This window comes from Roseateles sp. (assembly GCF_031397715.1).
Lineage (GTDB): Bacteria > Pseudomonadota > Gammaproteobacteria > Burkholderiales > Burkholderiaceae_C > Paucibacter_A.
On sequence record NZ_JANNMI010000013.1, the window covers coordinates 1 to 11,752 of the forward strand.

The 11,752-nt window shown below is 65.8% G+C and carries 12 protein-coding genes; 10 read left to right on the top strand and 2 right to left on the bottom strand.

Annotated elements, in window-relative coordinates; translation table 11 throughout:
• Positions 1–252, bottom strand: a 252-nt coding sequence (locus RMO57_RS00505) for a hypothetical protein (protein WP_310383249.1), incomplete at its 3' end; no start/stop codon positions are given.
• Between the two features lie 179 nt (positions 253–431).
• Between RMO57_RS00505 and RMO57_RS00510 the strand changes: the two genes are divergently transcribed.
• Genes RMO57_RS00510 through RMO57_RS00555 form a run of 10 tightly spaced genes read left to right on the top strand, consistent with a single transcriptional unit; the run spans position 432 to position 10,666 of the window.
• Entirely contained in the window at positions 432–1,739 is a 1,308-nt protein-coding gene (locus tag RMO57_RS00510; RefSeq protein WP_310383251.1) for an efflux RND transporter periplasmic adaptor subunit, read from the top strand.
• A 27-nt stretch (positions 1,740–1,766) separates the two neighbouring features.
• Positions 1,767–2,486, top strand: coding sequence for an ABC transporter ATP-binding protein (locus RMO57_RS00515; RefSeq protein WP_310383252.1), 720 nt, complete (start codon positions 1,767–1,769; stop codon positions 2,484–2,486).
• Positions 2,487–2,496: 10 nt separating this feature from the next.
• Positions 2,497–3,792, top strand: coding sequence for a TolC family outer membrane protein (locus RMO57_RS00520; RefSeq protein ID WP_310383254.1), 1,296 nt, complete (start codon positions 2,497–2,499; stop codon positions 3,790–3,792).
• The gene (locus RMO57_RS00525; protein ID WP_310383256.1) at positions 3,789–5,099 is read left to right on the top strand and encodes an ABC transporter permease; all 1,311 of its coding nucleotides are present in this window, start codon (positions 3,789–3,791) and stop codon (positions 5,097–5,099) included. The genes RMO57_RS00520 and RMO57_RS00525 overlap by 4 nt, the downstream gene beginning before the upstream one ends.
• A gap of 14 nt (positions 5,100–5,113) precedes the next feature.
• On the top strand, positions 5,114–6,334 hold the full coding sequence (locus RMO57_RS00530; RefSeq protein WP_310383258.1) for an ABC transporter permease: 1,221 nt from the start codon (positions 5,114–5,116) through the stop codon (positions 6,332–6,334).
• Between the two features lie 26 nt (positions 6,335–6,360).
• Entirely contained in the window at positions 6,361–7,710 is a 1,350-nt protein-coding gene (locus RMO57_RS00535) for a sigma-54 dependent transcriptional regulator (RefSeq protein WP_310383260.1), read from the top strand.
• A complete protein-coding gene (locus RMO57_RS00540) occupies positions 7,710–9,050 on the top strand; it encodes a sensor histidine kinase (protein ID WP_310383262.1) in 1,341 nt (446 codons plus the stop codon). The genes RMO57_RS00535 and RMO57_RS00540 overlap by 1 nt, the downstream gene beginning before the upstream one ends.
• 60 nt (positions 9,051–9,110) lie before the next feature.
• Positions 9,111–9,755: a hypothetical protein gene (locus RMO57_RS00545; protein ID WP_310383264.1), complete on the top strand. Its 645-nt coding sequence runs from the start codon at positions 9,111–9,113 to the stop codon at positions 9,753–9,755.
• Between the two features lie 48 nt (positions 9,756–9,803).
• Positions 9,804–10,247, top strand: coding sequence for a hypothetical protein (locus tag RMO57_RS00550; protein WP_310383267.1), 444 nt, complete (start codon positions 9,804–9,806; stop codon positions 10,245–10,247).
• A gap of 53 nt (positions 10,248–10,300) precedes the next feature.
• A complete protein-coding gene (locus RMO57_RS00555) occupies positions 10,301–10,666 on the top strand; it encodes a PilZ domain-containing protein (RefSeq protein WP_310383271.1) in 366 nt (121 codons plus the stop codon).
• Here RMO57_RS00555 and RMO57_RS00560 read toward each other — a convergent pair.
• Positions 10,653–11,501 carry an alpha/beta hydrolase gene (locus RMO57_RS00560; RefSeq protein ID WP_310383269.1) on the bottom strand — a complete coding sequence of 283 codons (849 nt, stop codon included), beginning with the start codon at positions 11,499–11,501 and terminating at the stop codon, positions 10,653–10,655. The two genes, RMO57_RS00555 and RMO57_RS00560, sit on opposite strands and share 14 nt — an antisense overlap.
• Between the last annotated feature and the right edge of the window lie 251 nt (positions 11,502–11,752).

Here is an 11,752-nt window from a genome sequence, read left to right on the forward strand (position 1 = left end):
GCTAGGTCGGCCAACCTTGAGCGCCGGATTAACCAGGGCAAAGCCGGCAAAACGGCCATTCACAACGGCCACAAACGGATGGAAGCGTGGATCACGCCAGTAGGCATCCAGCTCGTAGCCGTATTCGCCGTGGCTGTCCAGATCCTGATCCCAGATATCGGACAAGTCATGCTGGTAGAGCTCCAGCATGCGAGCCAGCGGCAGCCGGTCATCGGCCAGCGCCGGGCGGATTCGTTCATTGCTGACACTCATATCGCTTCGCCTCATTTGTCCAAACATCGTCCGACGATTGTCCGCGCACTGTCCGCGGACACCGCGCCAGCGGGCGCCGCGGCCCTAAGTGCTTGATTTGATTGAGGCCGCACTCAGGGCCGAGCCTGGCACGCCGCTTGCGTTGATGAGGGCAATCGCCCACGCGCAGCCCGCCCATCATGATTCGAGACACCTCCGCGCAAGACCGCTTGCTCAAACCCAGCCAGCAGCGCGGCCGCCGCCTTGCCCTGGGCGGCTTGGCCCTGGCAAGCTTGGCCCTGCTCGCCTCCTTGCTCGCCTATTACGCCGGCCCAAAAATAACGAGCCAATTCAGCGGCGGCGCCTCGGTCGGCCTGGCCCGGCTGTCGCTGGCCAGCGTCGAGCTGGGGCCCTTGACCCGCGACATCGCCGCCGAGGGCCGCGTTGTCGCCGCCAACAGCCCGACGCTGTACGCCGGCAACCCTGGCACGGTCAGCCTGAAGGTGCAGGCCGGCGATCAGGTCAAGCGGGGTCAGGTCTTGCTGACGATCGCCAGCCCGGAGCTGACGGCCAGGCTGGGCCAGGAGCGCGCCAATGCCGACGCGCTGCAAAGCGAATGGCTGCGCGCGCAGGCCGACGCGCGCCAGCAGCGCGCCCAGACGCAAAGCCAGCTGGAGACGGCCAGCATCAGCTTCAAAACCGCGCAAAACGATTTGGCCCGCCAGACCCAAGCCTTTCAGGCCGGTGCCACCGCCGCGGCCCAGGTTGACCAGGCGCGGGACACGCTGGCCAAGGCGCAGGTCGCGCTGACGCAGTCGCAGCAGCTGCTGGGCCTGAAGGACGACGCCGTCAAGTTCGAGTTGCAGGCCAAACGCCAGGCCTACGAGCGCCAAGCGCTGGTGGTCAGGGATGTCGAGCGCCAACTCGATGAGCTGAACTTGCGCTCGCCGGTGGACGGCCAGGTCGGCCAACTTTTCGTCACCGACCGCGCCAGCGTGGCCAGGGATGCCAAGCTGCTGTCGGTGGTGGACCTGTCGGCGCTGGAGGTGCAGATCCAGGTGGCCGAAAGCCTGGCGCGCGAGCTGCAGCCCAATATGGCCGGCGAGATCAGCGGCGCTGGCGGAACCAAAGATCAGAAATGGCAGGGCCTGCTCAGCTCGGTCTCGCCCGAGGTCGTCAACGGTGAAGTAGCAGCGCGGCTGCGCTTCGCCGGCAAACAGCCCGAACAGCTGCGCCAGAACCAACGGCTGTCGGTGCGCATGCTGCTGGACCACCGCGACAAGGTCTTGACGCTGTCGCGCGGCAGTTTTGTCGAGGAAGGCGGCGGCCACTTTGCCTATGTCTTGCAAGGCGCAAATGCGGATTACGCCGAAAAGCGCGCCATCAAACTCGGCCTGCAAAGCCTCGCCAAGGTCGAGGTGCTGGAAGGTCTGAAGGCCGGCGATCAGGTCGTGATCTCCGGCGCAGATAACTTCAAGGATCAGCAGCGCGTCAACATCAGCCATTGAATCAAAGATCCATCAGGAGCTCACCCCATGTTGAAAATGAAATCACTCGCCAAGGTCTACCGCACCGAGATGGTGGAGACCTATGCGTTGCGCGACTTCAATCTGGAAGTCAAGCCAGGCGAGTTTGTCGCCGTCACGGGACCCTCGGGTTCGGGCAAGACCACTTTTCTGACCATCGCCGGCCTGCTGGAAGCGTTCAGCAGCGGCAGCTACGAGTTGGACGGCGTTGACGTCAGCCGCATGAATGACGACGAGCGCTCGAGGATCCGCAACCAGAAAATCGGCTTCGTCTTCCAGGCCTTCAACCTGATTGGCGATTTGAACGTGCTGGACAATATTGAGGTGCCGCTGCGTTACCGCGGTATGGGTGCGGCGGAACGCAAAAAGCGCGCGGCCGATGCGCTGGCAAGGGTGGGCCTATCGGCCCGCGCCAAGCATTTCCCGGCCGAGTTGTCGGGCGGCCAGCAGCAGCGCGTGGCGATTGCGCGCGCCTTGGCCGGCGAACCCAAGCTCTTGCTGGCGGATGAACCGACCGGCAACCTCGACAGCCAAATGGCGCGCAGCGTGATGGAGCTATTGGAGGAATTGCACCGCGAGGGCGCCACCATCGTGATGGTCACGCATGACCCTGCGCTTGCCGCGCGCGCGCAGCGCAATGTGCATGTGATCGACGGCCAGGTGGTCGACATTGCCGCTGAACTGCGTTTGGACCCAATGCTTTTCGAGGCCGAGCGCCATGCGGCTTGAATGCCTACTCATGCTGATGGCCTTGGCCTGGCCGCTGCTCGTCAACGCCGACGCCAACGCCGACGACCTGCTGAGCGTCTACGCCCAAGCTCGCGCCGCCGACCCACTGCTGGCCAAGGCGCATGCGCAGCGCGGCAGCCAAGTGGAAGCCGCCGCCCAGGCACGCGCCGCGCTGCTGCCGCAATGGACGCTCGGCGCCGACAAGAGCCAAGCCAACCCGGACTCGGCCAACACCAACTCGCTGAGCAGCCACATCAGCCAAAGCCTGCTGGACGTCGCTCTTTGGCGCAGCTTGGCGGCCGAGAACACCTTGCTCTCTGCCCAGGACGCCCGCTTGGCCGCTGCTCAGCAAGCGCTTTGCGCGCGGGTTGCTAACGCCTACTTCGGTGTACTGCTCGCGCAGGCCGGCTTGCACACCAGCCGCGCCAACGAGGCCGCCTTTGCCGAGCAAGTCAAGCAGGCGCAGAGCCGCTTTGAGGCCGGCCTGTCGGCCCAGCTCGATGTTGACCAGGCGCGCACCTATCACCAGCTGGTGCGCGGCAATCTGTTCCAGGCCGAGCAGACTTTGGCCGACGCAAGCCAAGCCTTGGCCGAGATCACCGGCAGCCAGCCCGGCCCCTTAAGCCCGCTGGCCTTGGACTTGCCGGCCTTGCCGCCACAGCCGCAGGACGTACAGGCCTGGGTGGCGCGCGCCTTGAGCCGCAACCCGCAGCTCAAGGCCATAGACCTGGACCTGAGCGCCAGCGAGCGACGCATCGAGGCGGCCCGCGCTGGCCATCTGCCCACGCTGAGCCTGGGCCTGGACAGCGAGCGCCGCAGTGGCTCTGCCGTCGCTGAAGGCTTGAGCGGGCGCAATCTCAACACCGTCGGCCTGAAGCTGAACATTCCGCTGTTTGCCGGCGGCGCCACCCAGTCCCAGGTACGCCAAGCCGGCTACCGGCGTGACGCGGCGCAGAGCGATCAGGAGTCCGCCCGCCGGGCGCTGATCCGCGCAACGCAGGCCCAGTACCAGGCGGTGCTGGCGACGCTGGCGCAGATGGACAGCAGCCGCTTGGCCGTCACCGCTGCGGATCAAGCGCTGGCGTCCACCAAGGCCGGCCAGGGCTTGGGCCTGCGCACGATGACCGACCTTTTGCTGGCGATTCAAACGCAGGCCTCGGCGCAGAACGCGCATGAGCAAGCGCGCCACCGCTATGTGCTGGCCAAGCTCTTGCTCAGCCAAGCGGCCGGCTCACTCGATGAGACGGAACTGGCCGCCATCAACCTTTGGCTGCAGACAGCCGACACCGCAAGGAAATCGTCATGATGATGTTGACCTACTACTTCGAGCTGGCGCTGCGCAGCTTCAAGTCATCGCGCGGGCTGACCGCACTGATGCTCTTGACCATCGCCATGGGCGTGGCGGCCTGCATGACGACGCTGACGGTGTTCCATGTGCTGTCGGGCGACCCGATTCCGAGCAAGAGCAAGCAGCTGTTCAATATCCAGCTCGACGCCAACCCGATGCGCGCTTATGTGCCGGGCGAGGAGCCGAATCTGCAACTGACCCGCTTTGACGCCGAGGCCTTGCTGCGGGATGCGCGCGCCGACAAGCAGGTGATGATGTCGGGCGGCAATATCGCCATCACGCCGCCGCAGCCCGAGCAGCGCCCTTTTATCGCCAGGACGCGCAACACCTCGGCCGATTTCTTCGCCATGTTCGAGGCGCCGTTTCTGTACGGCCAGGGCTGGACGGCTGCCGACGACCAGGCCGAGGCCCGCGTGGCGGTGATCTCAAAGGCGCTCAACGAGCGCCTGTTCGGCGGTGCCGACAGCTGCGGCAAGACGCTGCGGGTGCGCGACAAGGATGTCACCATCGTCGGCGTGCTGGATGACTGGCGGGTCGTGCCGCGCTACTACGACCTGACCAGTGGCGCGTTCGCCAAGATTGACGAGATCTACTTCCCCTTCAGCACCGCCATGGCCTTGCGCTTCGGCATCTCCGGCAGTTTTTCCTGCTGGGCCGACATCCCCGGTGGCATGGCGCGCGCCTTGAACGCGCCCTGCTCCTGGGTGCAGTACTGGGCCCAGATCGACAGCCCCGCCAAGGCCAGGAACTACGCCGCCTACCTGAACCAATATTCGGAGCAGCAGCGCGCCAGCGGTCGCTTCGAGCGCCCCAGCAATGTGCGCATGCGTGATGTGATGAGTTGGCTCAAGCAGCAACAAGTGGTGCCCGATGACATCGGCCTGCAGCTCTGGCTGGCCTTTGGCTTCTTGGTTGTTTGCCTGACCAATACCGTCGGCCTGCAACTGGCCAAGGCCTTGCGCCGCTCGGGCGAGATCGGCGTGCGGCGTGCCTTGGGCGCGCCGCGCGGCCAGATCTTTGCGCAGTTCCTGGTCGAGGCCGGCAGCCTCGGTCTGGTCGGCGGCCTGCTGGGACTGGGCCTGACCTGGCTGGGCATTCTCGCCGTGCGCAACGGTGCGAGCGAGTACGCCGGCTTGATCGAGATGGACGGCCAGATGCTGGCCGCGACGCTGGGGCTGGCCTTGGCGGCCAGCTTGATTGCCGGCCTCCTGCCCGCATGGCGCGCCTGCCAGATCACGCCGGCCCTGCAACTGAAGTCTCAATAAGGACGCAAACACCCATGGACATCCTGCCCATACTCGCCACCTTGAAGCGCCACAAAACGGCCGCGGGCCTGATCGTGCTGCAAATCGCGCTGACCTGCGCCATCGTTTGCAACGCGCTCTTTTTGATCATGCAAAGGATTGAAAAAATCAAGCAGCCCTCAGGGCTGGCCGACCAGGAGATCGTCACCCTGCGCATCGGCGGCATCGGTCCGCGCGAGAATGCAGATGCCCAGACCCGCGCCGACTTGGCCGTGCTGCGCGCCCTGCCCGGCGTCACGGACGCCACCATCCTGAACCAGATTCCGTTTGGCGACAGCATGCAAACCACGACCATGCGTTTGCAGGAAAAGCAGGACGGCAGCGGCTTCGAAACCTCGATGTACCGGGCCAGCGAGGGCTGGTTGAAGGCCACCGGCCTGCGCCTGATTGGCGGCCGTGACTTTGAGGCCAATGAATATCAGAACCAGATCGAGATGGAGCAAAACAGCGCCGCCGGCATCCCGGCCGTGATCCTCAACCGCGCCTTGGCCAGGCAGATGTTCCCGCAGGGCGACGCGCTGGGCCAGGTGGTTTACGGCATGGGTGAAAAGGCCATCCGCGTCGTCGGCGTGGTCGACACGCTGGTGTCCCCGCAGCCGGGCAGCAAAGACGAGTCCAAAGGCTTCAGCATGCTGCTGCCGGTGCGTGAAACCTTTCGCGGCGGCTACTACCTGCTGCGCACGGACCCTGCCAAGCGTGACGATGTCTTGAAGGCGGCGACCCTGGCGCTGGACCAAAGCGGGCCCAACCGCATCTTGTCGGAGAGCAAACGTCTGGCCGACAAACGCGAGCATTACTACCGCCAGGACCAGAGCATGGTGATGCTGCTGGCCGCCGTTTGCCTGGCCCTGCTGGTGGTGACGGCCTTCGGCATCGTCGGCCTGGCGAGCTTTTGGGTCCAGCAGCGCACCCGCATGATTGGCACCCGCCGGGCGCTTGGCGCCACGCGGGGCCAGATCCTGCGCTACTTCCAGACCGAGAACTTCATTCTCTCGACCCTGGGCATCGCGCTGGGCATGCTGGCGGCCTACGGCATCAGTCTGCTGCTGATGCGGAGCTATGAGCTGCCGCCACTGCCTTTGGCGTTTTTGCCGGTCGGTGCCGTGCTGCTCTGGGGCTTGGGGCAGCTGGCCGTCTGGGCGCCGGCGCGCCGGGCCGCGGCGCTGTCGCCGGTCGCGGCACTGCGCGGCGCTTGAACCTAGATTGCTATGCTCGCGCCCTGATGAAAAAAGTACTGATCATTGACGACAACCCGGGTGTAGGCGAGGCGCTGTCGCTGCTGCTGTCGCTACATCAGTTGGAACCGCTTTATGCGGCCAGCCCTGCCGCGGGACTGGGCTGGCTGGCGGCCGGCGACGTGGACCTGGTGATACAGGACATGAACTTCACGACCGACACCACCTCGGGCAGCGAGGGCGTCGCCTTGTTCCGCGCCATTCGCGCCAAGTACCCCGACCTGCCGGTGATCTTGTTGACCGCCTGGACGCGCTTGGAGGCGGCGGTCGAGTTGGTCAAGGCCGGCGCCGCCGACTATCTGGCCAAGCCCTGGGATGACGCCAAGCTGATCATTACCATCGGCAATTTATTGGAGCTGGCGGAGGCCACCGGCGAAGTGCGCCGCCACCATCACGAGCGCCGTGAGCGCCGCGCCGCCTTGCAGCGGCGCTTTGACCTGGACGGTCTGGTGTTTGCCTCCGAGGCGATGCTGTCCACGCTGGAGTTGGCGGCGCAAGTCGCACGCACGGCCTTGCCGGTCTTGGTCAGCGGCCCGAACGGTTGCGGCAAGGAACGCGTCGCGGCGCTTGTGCACGCCAACTCCGCACAGTGCAAGGGCCCGTTTGTGGCCTTGAACTGCGGCGCGCTGCCGGCCGACCTGATCGAGTCGGAACTGTTCGGCGCCGAGAGCGGCGCCTTCACCGGCGCGCACAAGGCCCGCGAGGGTCGCTTCGAGGCCGCCCACGGCGGCACGCTGTTTCTGGACGAAATCGGCACCCTGCCGCTGGCCGGGCAAGTGAAGCTGCTGCGGGTCCTGGAGACCGGCCGCTTCGAGCGCCTGGGTTCCAGCCGCACGCGCGAATCGACGGTCCGGGTCATCAGCGCCACCAATGCCGATTTGAAAGCCATGGTGGCAGCCGGCAGCTTCCGGGAAGACTTGTACTACCGGCTCAATGTGTTCGAGCTGCGCTTGGGCGCCTTGACTGAGCGGCGCGACGACATCTTGCCGCTGGCCGAGTATTTTTTGAGCCAAGGCAGCCCGGCCGGCCTGTCGGACGCGGCGCGCAGCGCCTTGCTCGCCCATGCCTGGCCGGGCAATGTGCGAGAGCTCAAGAACGTGATGGCGCGGGCCGGCTTACTGGCCGGTGCCGGCCCGGTCAACCCCGGCCACCTCGGTCTGGCGGCAGCGGCTGCGCCCAGCCTGGCCGCACGCAATCTGGATGAGCCCAGCCGCGACGCGGTGCTGGCGGCGCTGGCCGTGGCCGGCGGCGTGGTCAGCCGAGCGGCGCAGGAGCTGGGCCTATCGCGCCAAGCGCTGTACCGGCGGATGCAGCGTTACGGACTGGACGCCGGCTGATGCGAAGCCCAGGGCTGCATACCCGCCTGAGCCTGCTGCTCTTGCTGGCGGCCCTGCTCGGCGGGTTGGCCCACGCCGCGCTGTCCTCCTGGGCCAGCACCTGGAGCACGGCCGCCCTGCTGGTCGGCTTGGCGCTCTTGCTGCTGGCCATGATCGCCCTTGCCGGCCTGATGCTGGCGCCACTGCGGCGGCTTTTGCGCGCCCTGGAGGGCTCGGTGCTGAGCTACCGCGATGGTGATTTCAGCATGTCGCTGGCCGCGCCCAGCCACGGCCAGCCGCCCGAGTTGGCCGAGCTGCTGCGCTTGCACAGCGAGTTAGGGCTGGCCCTGCGCGAACAGCGCCAGCAACTCGCCCAGCGCGAGCTGCTGCTCGACTCGGTGGTGCAGAACACGCCGGTGGCCATGCTGCTGTGCCAGCCGCAGGGGCAGATCAGCTACGCCAATCTCGCGGCGCGGCAGTTGCTGGCCAAGGGCCGCAGCCTAGTCGGCGCTAACTTGAACACCTTGCTGGCCGACGCGCCCGAGGCCTTGGCCGCGGCCTTGCAGAACCCGCAAGATCAGCTCGTCAGCGTGCCGGAGAACGGGCAAGAGGAGCAATTTCATATCTCTCAGCGCAGCCTTTTGCTGCAGGGCCAGGCACAGCGCCTGCTGCTGCTTCGGCGCATGACACGGGAGCTGTCGCGCCAGGAGGTGGCGAGCTGGAAGCGGGTGATCCGGGTCATGAGCCATGAGTTGAACAACTCGCTGGCGCCGATCTCGTCGCTGGCCCATAGCGGCGCCGAGTTGGCCCGGCGCGGCCAGATCGAGCGGCTTGAGGCCGTGTTCAAAAGCATAGGCGGGCGGGCCGGTCATCTGCATCAGTTCCTGTCCGGCTATGCCAGCTTCGCCAAGCTGCCGCTGCCGCAGCCGGCCGCCGTGCTGTGGCCAGAATTCCTGGCCGGCTTGCGGGCGCATTGCCAGTTCGAGCTGCTGGGCGGCTGGCCGGAGCAGCCGGGGTTCTTTGACGCCGGCCAGATCGAGCAGGCCTTGCTCAATCTGATCAAGAACGCCCATGAGGCGGGCGGGCCACCCGGTGAAGTTAGTTTGAGCCTGCGTTCGGACGGCGAAACGCTGGTGCTGACCGTCGCCGACCGCGGGCCCGGCATGAGCGAAGCGGTGCTGGCGCAGGCGCTGCTGCCCTTTTATTCGACCAAACGCAGCGCCAGCGGTGGCGGCACCGGTCTGGGCCTCGCCCTGGCGCGGGAAATCGCCGAGGCCCATGGCGGACGAATTTCACTGGCCAATCGCAGCGACGGCGGTCTGGCGGTCAGCCTGCTCTTGCACGGGCAAGCACGGGCTTGAGAACCGCTGGCGGCACGCTATCCTTACGCTCTTTCTCCAGACTTCAACAGCGAGCCGCGCATGCCCAGTGAAGAACACCCCGTCAGCGCCGACCGCGAGGCCCTGGAGCTGGCCATTGCCCAGGCGCAAGCGCAGCCTAGCAACCAAGCATTGGCGGCGTGGCTGAGTGTCAGTTACGAGCGGCTCAGCACGCTGTGTGAGCAGGCCGGTGACTTTGAGGCGGCGCTGCGCCACTATCGCCAATTTCATCATTTGAGCGCGCTGAGCCTCAAGCCGGATCTGCTGGCTCGTGATGCGCTGATGCAAAGCCTGGGCGAGTTGGTCTTGCAGCCCAAGCGACTCGGCAGCGGCCTGTGCCTGGTCGCCCTGGAAGCCGACGGGCAGGCCAGCGGCACAGGGGAGCAGACGCAGCTGGCCGAGCTGCTGCGTCGGCAATGTCGGCCCGAGGACTTGATCGCCAGGCAAGGCCACAGCAACGGCCTGCTGCTCGCGCTGACCGACGTCGACCTGGCCTCGGCGCGAAAGGTCTGCGAACGCGTCCGCACCAGCTGGCCCCAGCAAAGCGGCGGCGGCAGCCTCAGCATGGGTCTGAGTGCCTGGCGCGGCCCGGCCGATGAATGGGCGCGTTTGCTGGAGCGGGTCGAGAACGCCTTGCTCGCGGCGCGCCGCGGCGGCGGCAACTGTCTGCGCAGCGGCGCGGCCTGAACCACTTACACTGCGCCTTTCTTTGCTGGGTGATCTAGATCCAAATTCATGAGTACACCAGCCGATTTGAGCAAGCTGGCCATGGCCTTGGAATATGCCGACCTGGCGGCCGGTTTGTATCTGGCCGGCGGCAGCGATCATGCGGCCCAACTATTGGCCGCGGCCGCCGAACAAGTGCTGGGCGATCTGGCCCGTTTGCTGGGGCCTGCCGCTCATACCGGAGAGGCGCAGGCCCTGCTGACCAAGATTGCCCGCCGCTACAAGGCGCCCGCTATCGACAGGCTGAACCCCAATGCCAAACGGCCGGATGGCTTTTCGGTGCCGGGCTTTGCCCAGGCCCACGAGTTGGCGACCGATGAGATTCGCCATGCGACCGCCGCCTATCTGCGCGCCGCCTGGTACACCCTGGAAGCGATGGGGCTGGACGCCATCGTGCCGCTGCGCCTGCAAAAAGCGGTCGACCACAGCACGATTTACGCCGACAGCGCTTGAAACTGGCCTTGGCCGCTTCTGCTAGCATCAAAGCCGATTCATAGGAGCCCGCCATCAATACCGAACGCCGCCATTTCGCCCGCGTCGCCTTCGACGTCGAGGCCGAGCTGATCACCACCCAAGAACACCTGAAGGCGCAAGTGCTGGATCTGTCTCTGAAGGGTGCGTTGCTCAACCTACCCGGCGCTGCCGAGCTGACCTTGAGCTTGCCCTGCTTGCTGAAGGTTCAGCTCAATGACCAAACGACGGTCATCTCCATGGCCGGCGAGCTGGCTCATGTGGAAGGCGAGCATGCCGGCTTTTTGTGCCGCAGCATCGACCTCGAAAGCATCACCCATCTGCGCCGCCTGATCGAAATGAACTTGGGCGACGCGAGCTTGGTGGAGCGCGAGCTGGCAGCCCTGATCAGGACAGCATGAACTGACGCAGCGTCGCGAACGCGGCGTCCGGGTCATCCCGCCACGCGCCGTGGCCGACGCCGGCAAAGCTCACCAGCTGCGACCATTGCACAGGCAAAGCGGCCGCCATATCGCGGGCATCCTCGATCGGGCAGACCGGGTCGTCCTCGCCCGCCATCACCAGCACCGGACATTGCGCCAGCGCCAAGCCAGGCAACAGGTCCATGCCCTGCTTCTCGCCGCCGACAAAATGCAAAAGAATGTCCTCGCGCAGCAGCGTGCGCTGGCCCGCGTCGGGATCACTTGGCTCGGTACTGTTGTAGAGCTTGCGGCAAGCCGCCCAGTAGGCCCCCCAAGTTGCCGGCGTCGGGCCGCTCCAAAATTGCTCGGCCAACTCACGCGCCCGCGCGCCACCGAGCTTTTCAAACATCGCCAGCTTGCGCGCCATCACCATATTGGGTGAGGTGCTGGACAGAATGATCTTGGACGCATGGCCGGGATGGCGGGCCAGATAGCGCTGCGCGACAAAGCCGCCGAAGGACTGGCCCAGCACAATCGGTTTGACCAGGCCCAAGGCATCGCACAGCCGCACCACATCATCGGCCCAGGTGTCCAGCGTCCACTCGGCGCGCGGCCGCTCGTCGCTGCGGCCATGACCGCGGTGGTCGTAATAGATGATTTGCGCCAGGTCGGCCAGCCGGCTGAAGCTCGGCTTGAAGCCGCTGTGGTCAAAGCCCGGGCCGCCATGCAGGCAGATCAGCGTCGGCTTTTGCCGCAAGACCGGGCCATCCGGCACCCATTCGGGACCTTCAACATCTACGAACAGGCGTACGCCGCCGCCGATATCAATCTTCATCGCTAGCCGCTCCAAAAGCTCCAGTATGCAAGACGCCGGGCTGTCACCAACAAGACCAGCGGCGCCCGCACTTGGCCACAGAATAAATGCCCACTGTCGGCACAACGGAGCCCAAGCAAATGAACAGCACACCGCAGACTCACTACCGCATCTGCCCCTTGTGCGAGGCTTGCTGCGGACTGGAGATACAAACCCAGGGCGCAACAGTCATCAGCATCCGCGGCGCCGAACAGGATGTTTTCAGCCGCGGC

What these genes read in the sequence shown, in the direction of transcription:
- RMO57_RS00510 (WP_310383251.1), top strand. Translation starts at nt 432, where the DNA reads ATGATTCGAGACACCTCCGCGCAAGACCGCTTGCTCAAACCCAGCCAG.
- RMO57_RS00515 (WP_310383252.1), top strand. Translation starts at nt 1,767, where the DNA reads ATGTTGAAAATGAAATCACTCGCCAAGGTCTACCGCACCGAGATGGTG.
- RMO57_RS00520 (WP_310383254.1), top strand. Translation starts at nt 2,497, where the DNA reads ATGCTGATGGCCTTGGCCTGGCCGCTGCTCGTCAACGCCGACGCCAAC.
- RMO57_RS00525 (WP_310383256.1), top strand. Translation starts at nt 3,789, where the DNA reads ATGATGATGTTGACCTACTACTTCGAGCTGGCGCTGCGCAGCTTCAAG.
- RMO57_RS00530 (WP_310383258.1), top strand. Translation starts at nt 5,114, where the DNA reads ATGGACATCCTGCCCATACTCGCCACCTTGAAGCGCCACAAAACGGCC.
- RMO57_RS00535 (WP_310383260.1), top strand. Translation starts at nt 6,361, where the DNA reads ATGAAAAAAGTACTGATCATTGACGACAACCCGGGTGTAGGCGAGGCG.
- RMO57_RS00540 (WP_310383262.1), top strand. Translation starts at nt 7,710, where the DNA reads ATGCGAAGCCCAGGGCTGCATACCCGCCTGAGCCTGCTGCTCTTGCTG.
- RMO57_RS00545 (WP_310383264.1), top strand. Translation starts at nt 9,111, where the DNA reads ATGCCCAGTGAAGAACACCCCGTCAGCGCCGACCGCGAGGCCCTGGAG.
- RMO57_RS00550 (WP_310383267.1), top strand. Translation starts at nt 9,804, where the DNA reads ATGAGTACACCAGCCGATTTGAGCAAGCTGGCCATGGCCTTGGAATAT.
- RMO57_RS00560 (WP_310383269.1), bottom strand. Translation starts at nt 11,501, where the DNA reads ATGAAGATTGATATCGGCGGCGGCGTACGCCTGTTCGTAGATGTTGAA.